Genomic DNA, 23,008 nt, shown 5'->3' on the forward strand with positions numbered 1-23,008 from the left:
ACCGAAACAACCCGATTGACTATAGGGGGAATCTGAAAATCTGTGGACTGATAACTGACGTTCAGAAGGTCAACTCGCCACGGGCCCGACGCTCCAGGGGCATCAATGCACCGGTGATCAACTGATGGGCGGGTGTGGCCACGCCGTAGCGCTGCCCCAGACGCACCACGGCACCATTCCAGGCGTCGATCTCCGACGGCCTGCCCGCAGCGATATCCCGTTGCAGAGAGCTGGTACCGCCAGGTTCCAGGGCATCGATAAATGCCCAGGTCTGGGGGATCGTATCATCAGGCAGGTCGATACCGGCCGCCCGGGCGACCGCCCGGGTCTCCTGCATACAGGCTTCAATGATCGCACGCGTTTCCGGTTGCTCACGCAGAATGCCGATCGGCGCCCGGCTGATCGCCCCCAGTCCACCCCAGCCGGTGATAAACAGAAATTTCTTCCACATCGCCGACAGGATGGAATCGGGCAGCTCCACTGTGATACCGGCCTCCGTCAATGCCGTCGCCAATTGTTCCAGACGGGCGCTGGATGTGCCATCGAGCTCCCCCAGCATCAGGGTCGGTTCATGCCCGATATGACGAATCAGTCCCGGTCTTTCGATAAAACTGAATATTTTCGCCACGCCACCCAGCACCCGTTCCGGCCCGAGCACCTCACCCAGCCGGTCAGGGGCTTCCACCCCATTGAGCAGGGAGACAACAAAGGTATCCGGGCCGATCAGGGGCGCCATGGCCCGGGCCACCTCATCCACCTGCCAGTTCTTGACACAGACCAGCACCAGGTCCACAGGACCGATCTGCGCCGGGTTATCCGTAGCGGTTGGCGACGGAAGCGTGAAATCCCCGTTAATGCTCTCCACCACCAGCCCCTGTTGCTGCATCGCCTGCAGATGGGCGCCCCGGGCAATGAACCCCACCTGATGTCCACTATTGGCCAGGCGGCCGCCGAAGTAACCACCCACACCACCACTGCCATACACGGCTATTCTCATTCGAATACTCCTGGTTTTTCACTACCGCCCATTTCCGTTCTGACTGGAAATCCGGATCAGTCCCACCACTTCCCTATCATAGCGGCCCGCCGACATTTTTATCGGCACCGCCTGTGCCCATGCAATAAACCGCCGCCCAGGAGTGTCTTACCGATCAACTGGTCACAAAGCGGATAATCTCCTCAGCAATACGATCCGCCCCGGCGCCATACAGCATGGTCATGTGGTTACCCGGCACCGCGCAGTAGCGCCCCCGGGGCAGGGCCGCCACGGTTGCTTGCGCTTGTTCAGGCGGCAGCAGTGGCGGCGCACCGGGCAGACCGTAACTGCCGGTGGCATTCAACAGCAAGGTGGGTTGACCGATCAGGGGCAGTTTCTCCAGCCACGGCTCAGCCAGTACATGCTCCACCGCTTCGGTTATGGCTGCCGGTGATGAGCGGGACACCACACGACCATCCGGCAGCGTCTCCACATCGGCACGAAAATAACTCTCAATGGCCGGGTCCCACCAGTGATAAAAGAACGGCATCACTTTCACTGCAGCCAGGTAGGTCTCCCAGGATGGCACCGGTTTACCCAGTCGATCAATGGCCGGTTGTATCAGCTGCCGGGTATCCGGATGCATCTCTGCGGCGGCATCTATCACCACCAGTCTTTCCACCCGCTCCGGGTAGTGCGCCGCCAGGTAGAGGCCCAGCAGTCCCCCATAGGAGTGGCCACCCAGGATCACCCGGTCCAGCGCCAGCTGATCCAGCAGACCGATAACGTCCGCCGCATGATCGGCCAGGCTGTATCCCGTCTCCGGTTTGTCGCTCAACCCGCGGCCACGCAGATCCAGGGCCAGCAATCTCACCGCCGGCACCAGTCCGGCAGCCACCAGGCCATCGAAAGCGTGCGCATTGGCGGTCAGGCCGGGCATAAGCAGTAAGGTCACCCCGTCCGATTGATAATCCAGATAGTGCAACCTGATGCCATTTGCCTGTCGATATTGATCCACATGTCCCCCGGTATTAATCAACCATTCAAGCAGCCTGCAGGTATCGTCCCACGGCCCGCCTTTTAAGGGATAGCACGTTTTGTGGAATCAGCCTACCGCCGCCCGAGCGGTGAGGCTCCATCGCCATTGGAACAAGTGGGATAGTCGGTACCCTTTGGCTTGGATTTCCCCGGGCCGGGGCTTTCGATCAGGTGTTAGGGCCAGTGGTTCGATCCGATGCATCCAACACCGCGCTGAAACCACAGAAACGCCGCAATTTAGAAACGGAGGCGATCTGAACCTGTTTGTTATCGATCTCCACACCCTGCTCCCGCAGCGCGCTGAATGTGCGGGAGAGCCCCTCCTGCGACATACCCAGAAGAGCGGCCAGCATCTTTTTACTGTGCGGAAGGGTAATCTGGTTTTCGCCCCGCTCCTGGTCATGGGCCAGGTCCAATAGGAAAGCCGCCACCCGTTGGGCAGTGGTACGCAGGCGCTGGTTCTTCACCTGCCGCACCATGCTGCGGTACTGGGTGGAGAGGGTCGCCATCATCCTGAGACCGAGGTCTCCTCCGTGGCGGATCAGTTCAATCAGCTGGTCACCGGGTATCTTGAGTACGTGCGCCCGCTTGACAACCTCCGCCGACATCAGAAACCGCTTGCCGGTGATAACCGCGGCAAGGATAAAGGAGTCACCCGGATAGAGTATCTCTATCACCGTCTGCTGTCCGCCGGGTCCCTTGGCAGTCATCTGTACCAGGCCGGAGATCAGGATATAAAGGTAGTCCGCCCTGTCTCCTTCACGGAACAGATAATTTCCTTTTTCACAAACTGATTCCTGGGTGTGCAGCGCCACCAGTTCAAGGTCGGCACGGCTCATATCAGAGAAAAGCGGAATCTGCTCCAGTACGTTGGCTGTTATCATATTGCGTGAGTTTTTATTCTGGTGATCCGCATCCCGGCTCCGATCTGCTCCCTGCTGAAACAGTAGAGACTAACACATTATGCAGTAAAGGCACCGGAACCAGCCTCCTGAAAACGGGCACACCATCCGGGTGGCGTGGTTGGTCGCTTGCAGCGGCATAGGGGCTTAAAATGTTCACCCAATGGTCCTGTCGCTCCCTTTCTGAACCAGCAACTCCAGCTTGTTCACCAGATAGGGGTCAAGTTTGCTTCCGGCCTCGCTCGACATAATATCCAGCACCGCGCTAACAGAACGGGCTTTATGATAGGGGCGGTAATTGGTCATGGCGTCAAAGCTGTCCGCCACGGAGATAATGCGGGAAGTTATCGGTATCTCCTCTCCCTGCAAGCCGTCCGGATAACCCTCACCATTGAAAAACTCATGGTGATGCCTCACCGCCTTGGCCACCCGCTCCCCCGCCTGGAGGTTCAGCTCTCTGACGATGCCCTCCCCCTTTACGGAGTGGCTTTTCATCACCTCCATCTCCGCCTCCGTGAAATGTTCCGGCTTTAACAGGATATGGTCGGGGATGCCGATTTTACCGATGTCATGAAAAAAAGCGCCCAGTTCCAGTACGGCCAGTTCGGCCTTCTCAAGAGAACAGGCGAGACCGATCAGCCGGGAGAACCCGACTACGCGCCGGGAGTGAGCCTGGGTATGCTGGTCCCGTTCATTCAGTGCCACTCCCAATGCCCGTGAGCCGGGATCAAGGTCGAGGTGGTATTGAAACTCGATCATATCTTGCATTCTCTCCTGGCGTGACCAACATTTCCGGGACACCTGCGCCGCCTGATACGCCGTTCACCCTCCTCTGGCCCCCCCGGAACTCACAGCATCCAATGTGCCGGTATCTTACCAACTATGGTGTATCAGTGATATATCAGATCCGGCCAGTACCTGACACACCGGCAGCACCATAAATTCCCGCAATGGTTTAGGCTGACGGACACCTATCGGGGCGGTTCCAAATAGGGCGAGCGCTCCTTCACCCACTGGAGAGGATTAAAGAATTTCGATCTACGACCGAAAACCTGATAGGCCCGCATACAGGAGGACCGCCCACTGCGGATCGACTAAGGGAAGACCAACAGAGCTCATCGCCTAGACGGTCACTGACACGGGAACTGTCACAGGAGGAGGAATCGGGAGTGACAACTTCCAACGCAATAATTATTAAGATCAGAGATCGCACCATGAGCCTATACACTCAAATCGAGAAGCTTTTTTTCCACACACTCACCCGTAAAATCGTCGGCAATGTGGTTTTCCTGCTGCTGTTTCAGCTCCTGACGTTCTGGCTGGTCTACGAAAACATCAACGATATGCGCGCCCTGTTGGTCGACAACCCAGCCGGCATCGCCCTGCTGGATCGCCACCTGACAATCATGCTCGGTGCCACCCTGCTCGCGGTTCTGGTCGCCGTCGGCATCATACTCTACATGCGCCACCTGTTTCTGCGTCCGATCCAAGGGATCACCCGGATACTGGACGGGATCACTGAAAATGATGGCGACATCTCAGCCACACTGCCGATCACGACTCAGGATGAGATTGCTGATATGGCCAACGCCTACAACCATTTCGCCGAGAGTCTGCGTAACATTATCGACAACACCCGCCGCCGCACAGTCAGCGTGGCGGTGGGGGCGACCCGATTGGACAAGATGCTCCATTCCGCCCACCTGCGGGCCGATCGCCAGGAGATGAACGCGACCCAGGTATTCCAATCCAGCGGAGAAGCGACCCGAGCCATTGATGAAATTGCCCGCCACACCAACGCCATATCGGAACAGAACAGCGCCAACCTGAAAGAGGCCAACCACTCGTCAGAGCGGCTCACCACCGTGACTGAACAGGTGGCCGCGGTCAGTAAACTGTTGGAGGGCTTTAACGAAACCGTCAACCTCCTGAGCAAAAACTCGGAAAACATCCGCACCATACTCTCCATGGTCCAGGAGTTTTCCGATCAGACCAACCTGCTGGCACTGAATGCCGCCATCGAGGCGGCCCGGGCCGGTGAACACGGCCGGGGGTTCGCGGTGGTCGCAGATGAGGTACGCAACCTGTCCCACAAGGTCAACAGTGCCACGGGGGAAATCAGCAAGAATATCAATGAGATGTCCCATCTGGTGGAGAACACCAAGACCGGCACCCAGGAGATCAAAAGCTATACGGAGAACACCCAGGCGGTGGTCGCTGAAACCGCAACCCAGTTCCACCGGATGATGCACGATTTTGAGGCGGTCAACAGCCAGCTGATCGAGATCAGTGCCGCTATCGAGGAGCTCTCCATCACCAATCAGGAGTCCCATCGCAACGTCAGCGAGATTGCCGAACTGAGCAAAAGCATTAAGACCGACATGGATGAGTCAGAGAAGCACTCGGACGAGCTGGAAGTGGCTACCGAACAGACCCAGGAACTGCTCTCCCGGTTCATCATCGGCCACGGCGGTTTTGAAAATATCATCCAGACCGCCCGCGGGTGGGCCGCTGAAGTGCAGGAGGCGCTCAATGGGCTGGCCACGCGCGGCACCAATCTGTTTGACACCAACTACCAGCCGGTGCCCAACACCAATCCGCAGAAATACAACCTGCCTTACGTGCACGCTTTCGAGAGTGTCATTCAGCCGATGATCGACGCTTTCATCAAAGAGCGTCCGGAATTCATCTATGTGGTACCAGTGGATAAGAATGGCTTTCTGCCGGCCCACCACAAACACCTGTCGAAACCCATGACCGGAGATTTCGAAACCGACAACCTCAACAGCCGGCACCTGAAGATATATAACAACAGCCGGGCGGAGAAGCGTCGCGCCGCTAACACCGAACCGTTTCTGCTGCAGACCTACACCCGGGATACCGGGGAGGTACTCAACGATCTCTCCCTGCCCCTGTATATCGAAGGCAAACACTGGGGAGCGCTGATTCTTGGCTTTACCCCGGAGCGATTGCTGGAGGACGGCTGAGCCGGGAGACCCAACCGGGCGCATAACCGGCCAAACCACCCACACCGGTCGTCGAACTTCGGTATACTGGCCCGCCAGACAGCGTCAGGCGGGCTGACAACAGCGGCGACAGGTAAGACCCATGCAGATTCAGTGGTATCCGGGCCACATGCACAAGGCCAGCAAGCAGATCAGGGAGACTCTGCCCAATGTCGATGTCATTATCGAGGTATTGGACGCACGCATCCCTTTCAGCAGCACCAATCCGATGCTGTCGACTCTGCGAGGCGACAAGCCCTGCATCAAGGTTTTGAACAAGAGTGACCTGGCCGATCCGGAGATCACCCAACTATGGCAACACTACCTGGAGCAGGAACAGGGAGTAAAAAGCCTGGCCATCAGCTGCCAGCAACCAGCCACGCTGAAACAGTTGCCGCAACTCTGCCGCCAGCTGTTCCCGGCCAAAGCCGGGAGCGTCAAGGGTGTTCACGCCATGATCGTGGGTATCCCCAACGTGGGCAAATCGACCCTGATCAATATGCTGGCCAACCGGACCATCGCCAAGACTGGTAATGAACCCGCCATTACCAAGGCCCAACAACGGATCAATCTGGGCGATGGACTGATTCTCTGGGATACCCCCGGCGTACTCTGGCCCAATATCGAAAACCGCAACAGTGGCTACCGCCTGGCCGCCACCGGCGCCATCAAGGAGACGGCCATGCAGAATGACGACGTGGCCCATTTCGCCGCCGAATACCTGTTGGCCACCTATGCAGCCAATCTCCGGGAGCGTTACCGGCTGGACCAGCTTCCCGATGCAGAATATGAGTTGCTGGAGCAGATCGGCCGCAAGCGTGGCTGCCTGCGCGGCGGGGGCCGGGTCGACATGGAGAAGGCCGGCAAACTGCTGCTGACCGAACTGCGCGCCGGGAACCTGGGCCGGATCACCCTGGAGACACCACAAATGATGGCACGGGAGCAGGAAGAGACCCGTCGCCTCCAGGCGGAGAAAGCGGCCCGGCGGGCGGCCCGGAAGGCGCGTCGTTCATCAAAAGGAAAATAGACCCACCAGGTCCTCAATCGCTGATCAGCGGATATTTCGTCGGCACTGTGCAGTTTACGGGGTTGAGCTGAATCCAAAGAATCGGCAAAATTTAGCGTTTTAGATCATGCGCCGTGGCCCTCACAGCACATGGTCAGGCTGCTTAGCCAATAATCAGGGGCTATACTTTCCCCTCCAACCAGACACCTAATTCATCCATGGTCATCCTAAAAGAAACATTTATTACTGGCTTTTTCCGGCTCGAATCGGCGGGCGGCATTATCCTGATGATTGCGGCAGCATTCGCCATGGTTTGTGCCAACACGCCACTGCAACCCTACTACTCCCTGATCCTGGACACCCAGGTGGCAGTCAGTGTTGGCACCTTTGAAATTGCCAAACCTTTGCTGTTGTGGATAAACGATGGCCTGATGGCGGTATTTTTCTTTCTGGTCGGGCTGGAGCTGAAGCGGGAACTGATGGAGGGGGAGCTGGTCGACCCACGCAACATAGTCCTGCCGGGCATCGGCGCCATCGGCGGTATGGCGATACCGGCAGCTATCTACATCTTTTTCAACCTGGATGACAGCTCCGCCATGTCCGGTTGGGCCATACCGGCGGCAACTGATATCGCCTTCGCCCTGGGCGTGCTGGCACTTCTGGGATCCCGCGTCCCTACCGCCATCAAAATTTTTCTCACCTCGCTGGCAATCTTCGATGATATCGGCGCCATCATCATCATCGCGGTCTTCTACACCGCCAAGATATCCCTGACCTCGCTACTGATCGTGGCCTGCTGCATTCCCCTGCTACTGCTGTTCAACCGGCGCCAGGTGGAATCAAAAAGTCTCTATATGCTAGTGGGACTGATCATGTGGGTGGCGATGCTGAAATCGGGGGTACACGCCACCCTCGCCGGCGTCATCCTGGCGATGTTTATCCCGATGAAATCAAAAAGCGACCCGGAACGGTCGCCGCTCCGGGAGATGGAGCGGGACCTGCACACCGTGGTGGCCTTCTGGATACTACCCATATTCGCCTTTGCCAATGCCGGCATCACCCTGACCGGAGTCGGCGCAGAGCAACTGCTGCATAACGTGCCGGTCGGCATCGCCCTGGGCCTGTTCATCGGCAAACAACTGGGGGTATTCGGCTTCTGCTGGCTGGCGATCAAACTGAGCCTGACGCGCCTGCCCCGGGGAGTCTCCTGGAGCTCGCTCTATGGTACGGCTGCCCTGTGCGGTATCGGCTTCACCATGAGCCTGTTTATCGGTTCCCTGGCGTTTGAAGAGACCGATATCAACCGGGTGTTTGACGACCGACTTGGCATTATCATCGGCTCCCTGGCTTCCGGCCTGTTCGGGTACCTGATTCTCAACAAGAGTTTGCCAAGGCGGGCCGCGGACAGGGATTAGACTCCGCCCACATCCAGGGATCAGGTCTTGCTCAGAAATTCGACCCGCTCCGCTTCGGTGGGGATGTTGCTGGCGAGACGCTGACAGAGGTCTTCGTAAGAGTGACTTTTGGCCAGACACCTCTTCAGCAGGTGCTGTGCCAACGGCCCCACGTAGAAGGCCAGCAGTCTGGCCAGCCTCTCGGTGGCGGCCTGATCCAGGGTGGATGAAAAGTCCGTTGCCGTGGTTCGATTCAGCTCAGACGTCTCTAACGGCCTGGCGGCCGACCTGTTCAATACCGTGGAATCCTGACTGAGTACCGTCCGTGCCCTGACCAGAAACGCCTCCCGTTCCCCTACATCACTGATATGGGTTGCCAGCGACTGCACCAGTTCGTCGGGCGATGAAACCCCACTGAAAGACTTTTGCACCAGAATTCCGGCAATGGGTCCGACGTAGCTGGTCAGACTATGCTCCAGCTCATGCAGGGTATCCATGGAGACCAACTGCCCTGTGGCCGGCGAAACTGACTCCCGGAGTGGTTTCTGATTGACCACGGTCTGGGCTATGCGCGCGCTGGTATCGGGCGCTGCACCGTTATCACCGGCCAGGGCCTGTAAACTGTCCAGAAACACCTGGGCGGAGGAGAACCGCTCGGCTATCGACTCGCTCAGGGCCTGGCGAATTATCGACTGCAAGCGGTCACCCACCAACTGCCCCCGCTCGGTCTCAAACACCTTGTCAATGAACTGGTGAATCGGTACCGAGTAGAGCTCCTTAGGGGTAATACGGGCCCCGGTAAGCATCTCCAGCAGGACCATTCCGGTGCTGTAGATATCGGCCCGCTGATCCACCACCTCGCCCCGCAATCCCTCCGGGCACATGTAGTTAGGGGTACCCACCATGTTGCCGGCCAGAGTGAGATCGGATTGATCCAGCCGCGCCACGCCGAAATCGGTCACCTTGACCCCGCCACTGTCCAGCAAAATGATATTTGCCGGTTTGATATCCCGGTGTACCACACCTTGAGCATGGGCAACCACCAGCGCCTTCAGCACCTCCATGGTGATAAACAGCGCCTCATCCTGGGAGAAGCGGTGTCCGCTGGCGAGGAAATATTTCAGTTCCTCGCCCTGGACATACTCCATGACGATATAATCCTGCTCCCGGTAACGCCCCAGCTCGAATATCGCCACAATGTTGGGGTGAATACAACGGGCCGCCGCCTGTGCCTCCCGTCGGAACCGTTCACCCAGGTCCCTGCCATGCTCACCGGTACAGTGATGGGCATGCAGGACTTTTATCGCCACATTACGCTCAATATCCGGGTCAAAGGCCTGGTAGACCACCCCCATGGCACCCTGACCGATAACACTCTTAATCTGATATTTGCCCAGTTTTTCCGGCATGTCAGACATCATCAAACCCCATCTACTCCAGCGTGTCGTTCAGCATGTTCACGGCGCTGCCGAGACTGCGTTGCATCCGGTTGAAAGACCGTCCCAGTGAAGCAATCTCATCCTTCCCGTGAACCGTCAATTCCGGCAGATCCAGGGTACCTGTACTCACCTTGTCGGCGTGCTCCGCCATCTTGATTACCGGTGCGATAACAAAACGGTGCAGCAGCAGATTAAGGGCAAATCCCACCACCAGAAACACCCCCAGCAGGGCCCCCATAAACAGGTAGAACTCATGGTGGGCCCGCTGCAGTGCCACCGATTGAGGAACCGTGACAATCTGGGCACCGATCACCTCGTTCAGCTGCCAGCCAAATCCGTTCGAGTTACCATACCGATCCAGTAGTCCGGCCGGCGCAGCAGCCGGCGTGGAGTGACACACCAGACAGCTGGGATTGGTAATCCGGATGGGCCGGCTCAGATAGAGGGTTTTGCCGATCGGTGTTTCCCGTTCACCCACCATTTCCGGAATATCGTGGGTGCGGAAGTGATCGATAATATCCACTTCCCAATCGGTCGCCCTGTTCAGCGGATTGGTCGGATTCAGGGCCGCCTCCTTGTAAGAGTAGTTCGGTCGCTTCTGTTGCAGATTATGCACATACTTGGATGCCGCGTAGGCCGGCACCGTCTGCACCACAAAGTCGCCCGAACCAGCCGAGATCAGTGGTCGAACCTCGTCCACGGTGTAATCCCGTACCGCCAGCGTACTCTCCATGAGAATCGCCGCCGTCTCCAGAACCTCTTCCCGTGCATGTTTTATCTGCAGATCATAGGCAATGAGACCGGCCACCAGCAGGCCGAAAATACCCATTACAACCAGTATTAGATTAAACTTCAGTCTCAAACTCATAATTGCGTCTTCTCCGGGTCACAGACACAGATGCTGGATAAACTCCCCTTCATCCGAATTCTATCGGCAGCAATTCTCGGATCTTTCATCCTGGGCGGTATATTTGTCGCTCTGCTGTACTATCGCATAGGCCAGCTGAGTAACGCGAACTACACGCCCTGCCAGAACCTGCCGGAGGCGGAACTCCCCGATTGCTATGCGCAAATCACCTACGATTTCATCACCAACGGTCAGTGGACCAGCCTGATTGCGGTCGCCCTGATCCTCGTTGCCACCCTGATCGGATTTATCACCGGCAGAAATTCCCGGGCATTGGTAGTCTCTCCACTAACCGGATTGATCTGCGGCGTGGTGCTGCTGAATATTGTCGAACCAGGGGGGCGGCTGGTCGCCCTGGTCACCTTTCTGGGCTTCTCTCTCGGTGGGTTGATTGCCCATCGCCAGGCACGGCTTCAAAACGACACTCAACCTTAACCAGCCTCCATACGGCAACCGTGTCACCCCGGGACCCGGCCAGTGGGCCGATCACAAGGCCGCATTTCTGTGCCGCTTTCCTGAATACTATTTTTAGTTATAATGAAAACTCCATCATGGCGGTCTGTCGCCTGTTATGGTGAGTAATCCATCCAGCATCATGATCAACGTAACGGGAGAGCAAACAGTGAAGCGCTACATGAAACAGATGGGGCAAGGCATGACCGAGTACATCATTATCGTTGCCTTGATCGCGATCGCAGCAATTGCTGTGTACGGCTTCTTTGGTGATACCATCCGCGGCCAGATGGGCGCCATGACCCAGGAGCTGTCGGGACAGGATGGCAGCACCACCCTGCAGAAGGCATCAGATGCCGGAACCAAGGCCGCCGGTACAGCCAGCAGTTCGAAAAAACTTAGCGACTACACCGGCCAGTCCAACTAGACCCGGATGCCGTACAGACCGTACGGCATCCTTCTCATCTTATGACCAGGGTCTATCGTGGGCATCGTTTCAGCCCCCCACTGAGACAACGTGGGCAGGCGATCCTGTTGATTTTGCTGGTCACCGTGGCCTGCGTTCTGCTCGGATTGTCGCTGGTTAACAACGGCATCCTCACCAGCGAAAAAATGCAGCTGCAGAATGCCGCTGATGCCGCCGCCTACAGCGTTTCCACAATTGAAGCCCGCGACCTGAATTTCACCGCCTACACCAACCGGGCCATGGTGGCCAATGAAGTGGCTCTGGGGCAGATGGTCGGCATGGCATCCTGGGCCAAGATGACCCGTTCAACACCCGGTTTTCTTGACCTCTATTTCTCCCCCGTCTATCCGGTTCCGGTCATCGGACAGATTATCAAAGGCATCATATCGGCGCTGAAATCGGTCACCACCGTGATCGAAAAGGGTGTTAATGTCTTTACCAAGGGCGTATCCAAACCACTTAACTATATCAACCAGGCCTACAGCGTAGCCCAGCGTGGCATGCATATGGGCAGCCTGGTGTTCAGCCTCAGTACCCTGAGCGAAATGATCAGTGGCAACGCCGAGGATGCTGAACTGTCACTGTTTGGCGTCCTCGCCCTGCTGCGCCACTACCAGACCCATTTCAGCGACTTTAACTTCGAAGGCGACCCGTTTATCACCTCCTACCGCTCCCACAAGGGCTGGGACCTGATTCCGCAACTGGGTGACAAACCCACCACTGCCGCCCAGAAATCGGGCATGGAACGGCTGGCTGCCATGGTCAATGCCGCCCGGGATCCGTTCTCCAGAAACCGCTACTGCAGCACGGGGTTCATTTGCAATGACGCGCAGACGGGTGGCTGGTCAATCCCCATGTTCCCGCCCATAAACATCGATCCGCCGGATATCAAGGTGTTGGGAGAGTGCGTATTCTGTTTTCGCCTGGCCATCTCGGTCACCATGGATAGAAATGGGGGGTCGGACGTACGCTATATCACCAAAAGCAAGGAACAACGTTACAGCTGGACAGCCGTAGATACCGTCGGAATGAATGTGGAAATCAACCTGCTGTTCAAGGTCGTTGGCCTGGGGATCGACATGAACGAACGCGCCGGAGTGCCGATGGGTACGGGCGGTGCACAGATCGCTCAGAGCACCGGCAATAACGCCAGTAAGGTCAATTACAAGATGATGTCCCTGCTGGGTGTGGATAAGGATGGGTATGGCAGCAGCCCCAAGATCAGCCCGGGCAATTGGTGGTGGAATCCACCGGTATCGGTGTCCGGTCTCGACGGCCCCTATTCCGCCGTGAACAGCAATATACTGGATGGTGCCAACAAGGGCCTGCCCCGTTACAACGACAGCAAGACCGGCCCCGATCCGATCAAAATAGATCCAAAGCTGAAGCTGGGATTTGAGTCACCCTACCTGTTGATCGGCCTGACCAAAAAAGCAGACAAGATCCCCCAGAGCAGTGCCAAGGGACGCTTTGCACTGGAATCGGCCGCCGCCGATGAAAAATTGGCGGTACTGGGCAAATCAGAGGTCTATTTCAGCCGCCCCAACTCGCTCAGTTATTTCGCCCGGGATGATGGGGCGACTGAACTGGGGAACGCCTTCAATCCTTACTGGGCAGCACGATTAGTGGATACCAGCTACATCGACCGAACCGCTGCACTATCGATCCAGCAAGGGCAGGTCTGGTTACCGGTCCAGGTTACCGCCAATCTCAATCACTTGAGCAACATTTTGAATTTCGTCAAGGGCTTCTTCTGATGATGGCGCGACGGCGGCAACTAGGCCAGTCCATGACCGAATTTGTGGTCAGCGCCTCCTTCGCCCTGGTTCCGCTGTTTATCATCGTGCCGGCGGTGGGAAAATATATTGACATGAAGCTGGCGTCGACCCAGGCAGCCCGTTATGTCACCTGGGAATACACTGCCCACTACTCCGATCTGAATGACCAGCCAGCCGGCTTCAAAGCGATCAGTCAGGCCGAGATGCCACTTAAACCCCTGGTGACCGCGCAGCGGGAAGCCGAGCGCCGCTTTTTCTCCGACACCGGCATCGCCATCAGCACCAGTGTGGATAAGGCCGGCTACAACACGACAGACAGAAATCCGTTGTGGACCTACCACAATGGTCTCCCTATGTTCGTACCCCCCGGCAACTCCACCACCAACGCCAGCGGGTCCAACAAAACTCCTGACAAGACCTATGTATTCGGCGCGGTTACCGGAATAATCGGCGCTGGCCTGAATCTGATATCCGGCGCTTTCAACCTGTTGGGCATCGACGCCGGGTTTGACGCCATGAACCCGGATGGCAACCTCTCGATCGATGGCCGCTATGATGTTTCGGTCGCCATGCCGGTGGAACCGGCACCCGGTTACCTGACGCTCAACTCGGGCACGCGCAATCCCCTGTTCGGCACCCCGCTCAACCTGAGCATGACCGCAAAAGGCAAGTTATTGACTGAAACCTGGGGCGCAGGAGGACAGGAACACACCCTTTATCAAGCCAAGGGGCTGGTTCCGACCATCCTGATTGACACTATTCTGAATGGCTGGGGCATACCGATTCAGGATATTGCCAGCACCATACTGTTGTCACCGGAGTTGGCTGATGACAGTCTGAAGTTCGGTCACATGACCAAGGACGATGTACCGGTTGGCGCTTTAAAGAACGATAGCCGGACCGTCCAGTGCGACGGAGGATACTGTGTCGATTAAACACTCTCTGGTCGCAATCATTGTCATCTCCAGCCTGTTCATAATCGGGCATGCCAGCGCGGATGACCCATTTCCGGCCCCGCCATATGCCAGTGTGGGCAGCGTGACCGAATCCACCACGGTGTTGGGGATGACGCTGGCAATCCGCAAGTTTGAATCCGATGCCGCGATTGAAGATATTCTGCAGTACTACAGAGAGCTGTGGGGCGAGGGTGAATACGTTGAATCCGAGGCCAGTCCCTGGCAGATGATAACCAGCCGCCAGGGCGATGAACTGTACAACGTGCAGATCCAATACGGCGGCAGCCGCAACACCTGGGGATACTTGAGTATCAGCGACCTGCCGGGCAAGCTGGACAGTGGCAAGTATCAGGTATCCGGCGGCGAAGGCTTTCCCAAGATGGCGGGCAGTCAGGTGATCAATGACCAGCGCAGCAAAGACCCCGGCAAGACAGCACGCACGCTTTTGCTATACAATGATTTCTCGCCACGTGCCAATGCAACCTTTTACGAAAATCATTATAAGAACAAGGGCTGGGAAGCAATCATGTCCCAGTCCACCGCGCCCAGGGAAAAAGGTTACGCGCTCTATTTCAGGCAGGGTCGCCAGACTGTATCCATCACCATCAACCAACTCGATGGCAAGACATCCATAGTCGCCAACGAGGTATCCAGAGGACTATTGGGGCGATGAAACTATCTGAAAATCGATCCACTGCCCCCGCCATCTCCTGCAGTCAGGCAGGTCAGTCAATGGTGGAGTACGTCGTAATCCTGGCCGCTCTCTCGGCCGCACTGCTGGCACCGGGGCTCGGTTCTGTCGGCATTACCCAGAATGAATCCGACTCTCTCCTGGAAGCCATCGCCAGCAAGCATCGGGGCCATAGTTACGCGCTTTCGCTGTCAGAGATTCCCGAGACCGACGATCTGTCCGAGCTGTCAACCTACTACAACAGCCTGGGCAAATATCCGGAGTTGAGTCCCCAACTGGCAGCCGGGGCGAGTACACTGGGAGATCTGGCCAATACCCTGAACAAGGTCGACACCACATTGCAGAACTTTGATATCGACGCATTCAAAGACCCGTTCAAAAACATCAATGTAAAACCCGACCTGGGGGTTTTTGACGCCTTTTTCTAAATCGGCAATCACATCAATTACAGAACAATATTCAATCAAATCTGTTTGACAACAATAGGGGACGAGCGTGTCTACCAATAATAAAAAGACACTGGGGTTATTTGTTATCGCGCTGGTACTGGGCCTGGTAGGCACCGGACTGGCCACCCTGTACCTGAACAGCCGGGAAGCGGAACTCAGGGATCTGCTGACACCCAAGCAACAGATGGTTGCTGTCATTGTTGCCAAACAGGACCTGGTGAAAGGCGACATACTCAACGGCGACACACTGGCCGTGCGTGAGATCCCGAACAAATATCTCGACAACAATGCGGTAACGCCGGATAAATTTGATGATATCGAAAACCAGGTTTTGATACAGAACCTGGACGCCGGCAAGCCACTCCTGAGCAGTTATATCGACAGGGAGTTCCCACTCGATTTCTCCGACACCATCCCGGAAAAGCGTCGTGCCATGACCATTCAGGTTGATGAGATCAACTCCATCGCGGGCCTGATACGCCCGGGCAATCGCATTGATCTGTTTGTAAATCTGCCACCGGGCTCCGACCCCTCCGGCCAGCAGGTTGCCAATGAAGTGATACCGGTACTGGAGAATGTGGAGGTATTGGCGACCGGCAGGGATTCGGCACGGGATTATGAAGAAAAAGTCCGGCTGTTGCGCGGCGGCATCGGTGCCCTGCCCGATCAGAACTTCACCACCTTGACCCTGAATGTGACACCAACACAGGGCGCGCTGATTACCATCGCCCAGGATAAGGGGGACATCCTGGCGCTGCTGCGTAATCGCAAGGATAACGCGGGTTCAGGCTTTACCAAGGTCTCGGTCGACTCCATCAAGGCAAACGCACAGGCGCTGGCCGCCCAAGCAGCAGCCCGGGCGGCTGCCGCCAGGTTGGCCGGTAATCTGGTGGTGGGCGAGGATGGTGTGATCCGCACCCGGGATGGCAAGGCTCTCGCCAACCAGAACCTGGTTATCGGGGAGGATGGCAGCATCATGACCAAGGACGGCACGGTACTCTCCGGGCGTGGGCTGTCCATCAACGACAAGGGTGCATTGGTGGACGCCAACGGTAACGTGATTGATCCGGACAGCATCCGGGTAACTGAAGACGGCAGCCTGATCACCAAAGACGGGGTTTTACTGGGTGGAGCGAAGAGCCGCCAGGCAGGCAAGTTATCCACCCTGGCCGATGGCACCGTGGTATCGGAGAACGGTATTGCCCTTTCCGGAGCAACCCTGAACGAGGATGGCAAACTGGTGCTGGCGGACGGCACCGTGGTGGATCCCAACGATGTCATTATCAAGGCGGACGGCACGGTAATGACAAAGGATGGCAAGTTGCTCAATGGGGTCAAGGCCGGTCAGCTGGCAGGCAATCTGCGCACCGATAGTGACGGCAATATCCTTACTGAGAACGGAGCGGTCATCAAGGGGGCCCGGCTGAACAAGGACGGCAAGCTGGTGCTGGCGGACGGCACCGTGGTGGATCCCGACGATGTGGTTATCAATGCCGACGGTACGGTAACCCGCAAAGATGGCACCCTGCTGGCCGGATTGAGTGCAGAGAACAGTGGCCTGCCCGGCACCCCAGGTGGAGGGGTCGGACCCGGCTACGAGGTGGATTACATTGTCGGCGGAGTCAGCAAGGATAGTGTCGCCACGGTCAACAAGGTTCCGGTATTGCAGTAGCCAGAGTGGTATTCAACCTGGTTAACACAGAGATACTCAAGATATCAACAGGAAACAAGACTCATGTCTTACAATAAAAAGATCATCGCCACCCTGGGACTATTTGCCTTGCTCATCGCGTCCGTCAGCACTTCAGCCCTGGCGGACAACTTCAGGCTCTATGTGGGTGACATGCAGGTACTCAAACTGGGCAAGATCACCCGGGTCGCAGTGGGCAATGGTAACCTGCTCAGCACCTCTATCCTGGAGAATGGCAATCTGCTGGTACTGGCGGAAAAAGAGGGCGATACCGAGTTGCAGATCTGGCTGGAGAATGGCAACCAGGTCCGTCACAAGATCTACATCACCAAACAGGACTCCACCCGAACCTCTTCAGAGATACGCGGCGTACTGCAAAACCTGCCCAACCTGACCTTAAGGAAAGTGGGCGAAAACACAATCATAGAGGGATCGGTCACGGAACAGACCAGTCAACTGATTGACAAGGTTGCCGCCAAGTACAGCGACCTGATCAACCTCACCACCATCAGCAGCCTGGGTGACATCTCCGCCCTCCTGTCATCGCTGACCGGACTTAAGGTCAGCCAGGTCGGCAAGTATGCGGTCATCGAAGGTTCGGTGGATGCGGATGGCAAGACCCTTATTGAAGCGGCCAAATCAGTCTTCCCCACCATTCTGGACCTTACCAACCAGACCAAACTGGCACTCAAGCCGACCATTTCACTGAATGTGCAGATCACCGAGTTCAATACCAACAAACTGGATGAACTGGGTATTCGCTGGAGCACCAGTTTTAACGGCCCCTCCATCGGCTACACGCAGGACTTCGCCGACAAGGGCGTCGCCACGGTCCTGGAAAACCAGAATGTACTCAGTGTTACCGGCGCCACAATCGCCGGTAATGGTCATGGCTTTTTCGGACTGGCCACTCTGATCACTTCGGCGATCAATATCGCCGTGACCGATGGTGACGCACTGATCCTCGCCTCGCCCACCCTGACTGCCAAGAGTGGCGGCAAAGCGGAATTCCTCTCCGGCGGGCAGATTCCGATTCCGGTACCCGGCCCGGATGGCACCACCACCATCGAATTCAAGGATTACGGCATCTCCCTGAAGGTGGAGCCGGAGGCCGGCATCAATGGCAACGTGTCGGCCAAAGTCGAGGCGGAAGTCAGTACTATCGATGCATCGGTAACCGTCAACGGTGTTCCCGGCATACGTACCCGCAAGACCCTGACCGAGGCGAATCTTCGCGATGGTGAAACCCTGGTCATCAGCGGACTGGTCAACAACGAAGTTTCCAAGGATACGGACAAAGTGGCCTGGCTGGGTGACCTGCCCATACTGGGGCCGCTGTTCCGCTCCACTTCGTTCCGCAACAACCGCAGTGACCTGGTGATCTTTATTACCCCCACCGTGGTGGATACTCAAAGCGCCAGCAATCAGGCTGCGATCGAAAAGGCGCAGGAACTCCGCCAGGCCTTTTTCGAATCCATTAACGAAAGCGATGAGATTCTCGACTGATGTTTGATGTCATTGTCATTACCGATAAAGGTAAAAATACCAAGCGCATTCGCTGTGCAATCAAGCAGTGCACCATCGGCAAATCCCGGGAAAACCTGGTACAGATTCGCGGCTGGCGTATTGCCCCCGTACATGCCCGGCTGGAGATGACCGATAAGGGGATCTACGTAGAGGACGTCAGCGAAGGTATCGGCACCTCGGTGAACGGTTCCCGCATCGACTATTACGGACCGCTCAGAAGCGCCGACATTATCAATATCGGCAGTTACGATTTCCGTGTCGGCAACGCTGTCGGAGAAGATATCGAAGAGACCCCCGCGTTCGCCGCGGAGCCGGAACCCCTGGATGACAAAGACTGGACCATGGAGACCTTTGTCGGTCAGGCCATCCAGGCCGACGACAAGGAGACCACCAAGGTCAATGTCGAAAAACAACGCATCTACCTCTGGCGCAACCGTGTCCACCAGGAGTTGCTGCGCATGATGGATCTGCGCAGAACCAACGTGGGCGACATGGATGAGGATGAACTGCGCCTGCGTGTTGAACAGATGATCGACGAGATCATGGGCGGCATGGAAAGCCAGCTGCCGGACTACATCAACAAAGACGATCTGAAACGCGAGGTGCTCAATGAAGCGGTGGGGCTGGGCCCCCTGGAGGAGTTGCTGGCGGACGAGGATGTCACCGAGATCATGGTCAACAGCTATGATGATATCTATGTGGAACAGAGGGGCCGCCTGACCAAGAGTGATGTGGCTTTCAGCAGTGATGAGGCGGTGATGTCGGCGATCGAACGGATCGTCTCCCCGCTGGGACGGCGTATTGACGAGAGCTCGCCGATGGTGGATGCCCGCCTGGCGGATGGCTCCCGCGTCAACGCCATCATCCCGCCACTGGCGTTGAAGGGCCCCTGCATCACGATTCGAAAGTTTTCCAAGACCAAGCTGACCGACCAGGATCTGATCAGGTTCGGCACCATTAACGAGAACATGGTCAAGCTGCTGAAAACCGCCGTTGAGCAGCGCCAGAACATCGTGATATCCGGCGGTACCGGCTCCGGTAAAACCACCCTGCTTAATATTCTCTCCAACTTCATCCCGGTCACGGAACGCATCGTCACCGTGGAGGATGCGGCCGAACTGAAACTCAGTCAGCCGCACCTGGTCTCGCTGGAGTCCCGCCCACCCAACCTGGAGGGCAAAGGGGCGGTCACCATCCGTGATCTGGTTAAGAACTGCCTGCGCATGCGTCCGGACCGGATCGTGGTGGGTGAGTGCCGCTCAGGCGAGGCGCTGGATATGTTACAGGCGATGAACACCGGTCACGACGGCTCGCTCACCACCGCCCATGCCAACAGTCCCCGGGATGTGATCTCCCGACTGGAGGTGATGGTGATGATGTCCGGCATGGAGTTGCCGGTGCGGGCCATCCGGGAGCAGATATCATCAGCGGTCAACCTGATTGTGCAGCAATCCCGGCTCGCCGATGGCAGCCGTAAAGTGACCCATATCTCGGAGATCACCGGCATGGAAGGTGACGTGGTGCAACTCAACGATATCTTTCTGTTCAAGCAGGAAGGCTTCGACTCGGATGGCAACGTGGTGGGGCATTTTGAATCCACCGGCCAGGTACCACAGTTCTTCGAAGGACTGCGGGCACGGGGTATCCCGGTAGACATGACGATCTTCTGATTATGGACCTGACCGTAGCACTGCCCAGTACACTATCTACGAACATGCTGCTCTGGAGCAGTCTGCTGCTGCTCTTCGTGGCATTCTTTATCATCGCCTACATCCTGGTCATCCGGGGACGCTCCTTCTGGGGTGAATACGAAGCCGTTTTCAAGGACACCGCCAGCGTCAACATGGAGGATATGTTCCTGTTCATCGATCCGGCCCGGCTGTTCTTCTACAACGTCCTGGCGCTGGTGATTCTGCCCCTGCTGGCACTGCTGCTCACCGGTGACATTATTGTCACATTGGTGGTGGCCCTGCTGGTCATGGTGGTGCCATTCTATATCTACAAGGCGGCCCGGAAACGGCGCCTGCGCACTTTTGAAAAGCAGCTGCCGGATGCCCTCGGGATCGTCTCGAGCAGTCTGACCGCCGGCGCCAGTCTGAATATCGCTCTGGAGAGCCTGGTCAAGGAACAACCGGCACCACTCTCCCAGGAGTTCATCCTGTTTCTACGTGAACGGCGGATCGGCCTCGATTTTGACATCGCCCTGCGCAACATGGAGCGCCGCCTGCCGGTGCCGGACTTTCTGATGTTTGGTGCGGCCATGCGGATCTCCCGTGAAGTGGGCGGCAACCTGGCTGAAACACTGGACACGCTCAGTGACACACTGCGCAAAAAGGCGGCCATGGAGGGGAAGATAGAGAGTCTTACCGCCCAGGGCAAGATGCAGGGTTATGTGATGACCGGGCTGCCGCTGTTTCTGGGCCTGCTGCTGTCGTTTCTGGAACCTGAGGCGATGTCGTTGCTGTTCACCACCGCAATCGGCTGGGGCACCGTGGCAGTTATCGTTGTCATGGAACTGCTCGGTTTTATCTTTATACGCAAAGTCACCAATATCGACATCTGATTACTGAAGGGCGTATAGCTCATGGAAATACTCTACATCGCCGCCGTACTCATGCTGGGCCTCAGCACGCTGTTCTGGGTACTGCTTGTGGGCACCGCAGCACCGGCGATAGACAGCGAAGACCGCAGCTACATGGATCCACTGCCCCCCATGTTGAAGCTGTTGTGGCCGTTTATTCTGTTGCTCTCCAATACACTGGTTCAGCTTTACTCCAATCGCTACCTGGACAATACCGAAGAGAAACTGCAGAAGACCGGTGTCGGCTACCTGATGACCGCGGAACAGTTCGTGGCACTGCGTTATCTGTCAGCCATTATCACCTTTGGAATGGCGCTGTTAATGGTGGCGGCACTGCAACCCAAGGAGTCCACACTGATCCTGTTGCTGGCCCCATTGGGTGGCTTCCTGTTTCCACTGGTCTGGCTGTCCGATGTGCGCAAGCGGCGAACCAAGGCGGTGATCAAGGCGCTGCCGGTCTACCTCGACTTCATCACCATGGCGATCGAGGCCGGGCTTAACCTCTCCGGCGCCCTGCAACAGGCGATGCAAAAGGGCCCCGCCGGCCCCCTGCGCAACGAGTTCGCCATCGTGATGCGGGACCTGCGATCCGGCTCCACCCGTGCCGAGGCCTTCAAACGCATGGCTGACCGGCTGGATATCGCGGAGATCACCAGCTTTGTAAACGCCCTTGTGCAGGCTGAACGGATGGGCGGCAGCATGGCCACCACCATGCGGATCCAGTCCGAACAGCGCCGCAGTGAACGTTTTCAGCGGGCGGAAAAACAGGCTATGCAGGCGCCGGTGAAGTTAATATTTCCCCTGATTGTTTTCATATTCCCGGTCACCTTCATCATCCTGGGTTTTCCCATCGCCATGAAGTTTCTGAATAACTGATGCGCAGCGGTGAACTCTGTTTTTTACCAAGCGATAGGGAACAGCCGGTAAAATTACGACTGCCCCGGGCACTGTTGACAGAAACCCTGATGGAACGGACAAAAGGTCTGCTCGGTAAACCACCGCTTGAGGCGGATCAGGCGCTGTGGATACAGCCCTGTAATTCGGTACACACTTTCGGCATGAAGAGTGAACTGGACATCGTCTACCTGAATCACCAGGGTGTGGTGAAGAAGATCGTACCGGCGCTGGCACCCCGCCGCACCTCGCTCTGCCTGGGGGCCCGTAGCGTGATCGAATTGCAGGCGGGTATCATCAATACAAACGGCATAACCATCGGGGACCGGGTGGAATGGATAGAGAACAACCCATGAGATACCTCATTGCAATCGGCCTGTTGGTGCTGCTCACCGCCTGCCAGCCCAACTCCCCCCTGATTCGGGACACAGACACCGGCGACAGGAGCCTGATGAGCATCCGCACGGAAGCCATCGATACTTATCAGCGGCGCGACTATCAAGCCGCCCTACCCCTGTATATCCACCTGACCAACGAAGTGACCACCGACCCGGAACTCTGGTTCCAGCTGGGCAACATCTACGCCCGCCTGAAACAACCGGAACCGGCTATTGAAGCCTATCGTGCCGCCTTGAAGCTCAACCCGCGCTACAGCAAGGCCTGGCACAACATGGGCGTGGTGCAGATTCAACAATCCACCAACACCTTTACCCAGATGCTGCAGAACACACCGATCCATGATCCGCTCTATGCCCGTGGTGAGGCCATATCGCAACAGCTGCTGACCATTCTGGGTAAAAAAACGCCTCTCCCTGCCCCCCAACCCGGGCAACAGGAAACCGGAGGGCAGGAGTAA

22 protein-coding genes are annotated in these 23,008 nt (G+C 57.0%); 16 read left to right on the plus strand and 6 right to left on the minus strand.

Translation table 11 applies throughout. From position 1 onward, the window contains the following. Positions 1 to 61: 61 nt before the first annotated feature. From AAY24_RS10535 to AAY24_RS10550, 4 genes are all read right to left on the minus strand, one after another. Complete coding sequence (locus AAY24_RS10535; RefSeq protein ID WP_046859651.1) at positions 62 to 997, minus strand: 2-dehydropantoate 2-reductase; 936 nt, start codon at positions 995 to 997, stop codon at positions 62 to 64. 154 nt (positions 998 to 1,151) lie between these two features. Further along, positions 1,152 to 1,994: an alpha/beta fold hydrolase gene (locus tag AAY24_RS10540; RefSeq protein ID WP_046861210.1), complete on the minus strand. Its 843-nt coding sequence runs from the start codon at positions 1,992 to 1,994 to the stop codon at positions 1,152 to 1,154. 187 nt (positions 1,995 to 2,181) lie between these two features. Further along, a complete protein-coding gene (locus AAY24_RS10545) occupies positions 2,182 to 2,898 on the minus strand; it encodes a cyclic nucleotide-binding domain-containing protein (protein WP_046859652.1) in 717 nt (238 codons plus the stop codon). 174 nt (positions 2,899 to 3,072) lie between these two features. After that, complete coding sequence (locus tag AAY24_RS10550) at positions 3,073 to 3,675, minus strand: HD-GYP domain-containing protein (RefSeq protein WP_046861211.1); 603 nt, start codon at positions 3,673 to 3,675, stop codon at positions 3,073 to 3,075. Positions 3,676 to 4,130: 455 nt separating this feature from the next. Between AAY24_RS10550 and AAY24_RS10555 the strand changes: the two genes are divergently transcribed. The 3 genes from AAY24_RS10555 to nhaA all read left to right on the plus strand — a co-directional run bounded on the left by AAY24_RS10555 (position 4,131) and on the right by nhaA (position 8,342). Further along, positions 4,131 to 5,903 carry a methyl-accepting chemotaxis protein gene (locus AAY24_RS10555; protein ID WP_046859653.1) on the plus strand — a complete coding sequence of 591 codons (1,773 nt, stop codon included), beginning with the start codon at positions 4,131 to 4,133 and terminating at the stop codon, positions 5,901 to 5,903. Between the two features lie 121 nt (positions 5,904 to 6,024). Next, a complete protein-coding gene (gene ylqF, locus AAY24_RS10560) occupies positions 6,025 to 6,948 on the plus strand; it encodes a ribosome biogenesis GTPase YlqF (protein WP_046859654.1) in 924 nt (307 codons plus the stop codon). A 266-nt stretch (positions 6,949 to 7,214) separates the two neighbouring features. Continuing rightward, positions 7,215 to 8,342 carry a Na+/H+ antiporter NhaA gene (nhaA, locus tag AAY24_RS10565; RefSeq protein ID WP_335337166.1) on the plus strand — a complete coding sequence of 376 codons (1,128 nt, stop codon included), beginning with the start codon at positions 7,215 to 7,217 and terminating at the stop codon, positions 8,340 to 8,342. Positions 8,343 to 8,362: 20 nt separating this feature from the next. Here nhaA and AAY24_RS10570 read toward each other — a convergent pair whose 3' ends face one another. Continuing rightward, positions 8,363 to 9,742, minus strand: a complete 1,380-nt coding sequence (locus AAY24_RS10570) for a serine/threonine protein kinase (protein ID WP_082117110.1) — start codon at positions 9,740 to 9,742, stop codon at positions 8,363 to 8,365. 10 nt (positions 9,743 to 9,752) lie between these two features. Continuing rightward, on the minus strand, positions 9,753 to 10,628 hold the full coding sequence (locus AAY24_RS10575) for a c-type heme family protein (protein WP_046859656.1): 876 nt from the start codon (positions 10,626 to 10,628) through the stop codon (positions 9,753 to 9,755). A gap of 30 nt (positions 10,629 to 10,658) precedes the next feature. Here AAY24_RS10575 and AAY24_RS10580 point away from each other — a divergent pair, with 30 nt between their 5' ends. The 13 genes from AAY24_RS10580 to AAY24_RS18530 all read left to right on the plus strand — a co-directional run bounded on the left by AAY24_RS10580 (position 10,659) and on the right by AAY24_RS18530 (position 23,008). Next, a complete protein-coding gene (locus tag AAY24_RS10580; RefSeq protein WP_046859657.1) occupies positions 10,659 to 11,102 on the plus strand; it encodes a hypothetical protein in 444 nt (147 codons plus the stop codon). A gap of 187 nt (positions 11,103 to 11,289) precedes the next feature. After that, entirely contained in the window at positions 11,290 to 11,547 is a 258-nt protein-coding gene (locus AAY24_RS10585; protein WP_199930345.1) for a hypothetical protein, read from the plus strand. Between the two features lie 41 nt (positions 11,548 to 11,588). Then, positions 11,589 to 13,343: a pilus assembly protein TadG-related protein gene (locus tag AAY24_RS10590; protein ID WP_046859658.1), complete on the plus strand. Its 1,755-nt coding sequence runs from the start codon at positions 11,589 to 11,591 to the stop codon at positions 13,341 to 13,343. A gap of 32 nt (positions 13,344 to 13,375) precedes the next feature. Beyond that, positions 13,376 to 14,299 carry a hypothetical protein gene (locus AAY24_RS10595; RefSeq protein WP_046859659.1) on the plus strand — a complete coding sequence of 308 codons (924 nt, stop codon included), beginning with the start codon at positions 13,376 to 13,378 and terminating at the stop codon, positions 14,297 to 14,299. Beyond that, positions 14,289 to 14,993, plus strand: coding sequence for a hypothetical protein (locus AAY24_RS10600; protein WP_046859660.1), 705 nt, complete (start codon positions 14,289 to 14,291; stop codon positions 14,991 to 14,993). The genes AAY24_RS10595 and AAY24_RS10600 overlap by 11 nt, the downstream gene beginning before the upstream one ends. Further along, positions 14,990 to 15,439 (plus strand): hypothetical protein, encoded by a 450-nt coding sequence (locus tag AAY24_RS10605; protein WP_199930346.1) that lies wholly within the window; start codon positions 14,990 to 14,992, stop codon positions 15,437 to 15,439. Before AAY24_RS10600 ends, AAY24_RS10605 begins: the two co-directional genes overlap by 4 nt. 67 nt (positions 15,440 to 15,506) lie before the next feature. After that, a complete protein-coding gene (gene cpaB / locus AAY24_RS10610) occupies positions 15,507 to 17,132 on the plus strand; it encodes a Flp pilus assembly protein CpaB (RefSeq protein WP_046859662.1) in 1,626 nt (541 codons plus the stop codon). 63 nt (positions 17,133 to 17,195) lie between these two features. Beyond that, on the plus strand, positions 17,196 to 18,656 hold the full coding sequence (locus tag AAY24_RS18525; protein WP_052761184.1) for a type II and III secretion system protein family protein: 1,461 nt from the start codon (positions 17,196 to 17,198) through the stop codon (positions 18,654 to 18,656). Continuing rightward, entirely contained in the window at positions 18,656 to 20,347 is a 1,692-nt protein-coding gene (locus AAY24_RS10620; protein ID WP_046859663.1) for an ATPase, T2SS/T4P/T4SS family, read from the plus strand. The genes AAY24_RS18525 and AAY24_RS10620 overlap by 1 nt, the downstream gene beginning before the upstream one ends. A 2-nt stretch (positions 20,348 to 20,349) precedes the next feature. Then, positions 20,350 to 21,240, plus strand: coding sequence for a type II secretion system F family protein (locus AAY24_RS10625; RefSeq protein ID WP_052761185.1), 891 nt, complete (start codon positions 20,350 to 20,352; stop codon positions 21,238 to 21,240). Positions 21,241 to 21,261: 21 nt separating this feature from the next. Continuing rightward, positions 21,262 to 22,134 carry a type II secretion system F family protein gene (locus AAY24_RS10630; RefSeq protein ID WP_052761186.1) on the plus strand — a complete coding sequence of 291 codons (873 nt, stop codon included), beginning with the start codon at positions 21,262 to 21,264 and terminating at the stop codon, positions 22,132 to 22,134. Positions 22,135 to 22,223: 89 nt separating this feature from the next. Then, positions 22,224 to 22,508 (plus strand): DUF192 domain-containing protein, encoded by a 285-nt coding sequence (locus AAY24_RS10635; protein WP_199930347.1) that lies wholly within the window; start codon positions 22,224 to 22,226, stop codon positions 22,506 to 22,508. Continuing rightward, complete coding sequence (locus tag AAY24_RS18530; RefSeq protein WP_052761187.1) at positions 22,505 to 23,008, plus strand: tetratricopeptide repeat protein; 504 nt, start codon at positions 22,505 to 22,507, stop codon at positions 23,006 to 23,008. The genes AAY24_RS10635 and AAY24_RS18530 overlap by 4 nt, the downstream gene beginning before the upstream one ends.

This window comes from Sedimenticola thiotaurini (assembly GCF_001007875.1).
GTDB lineage: Bacteria > Pseudomonadota > Gammaproteobacteria > Chromatiales > Chromatiaceae > Sedimenticola > Sedimenticola thiotaurini.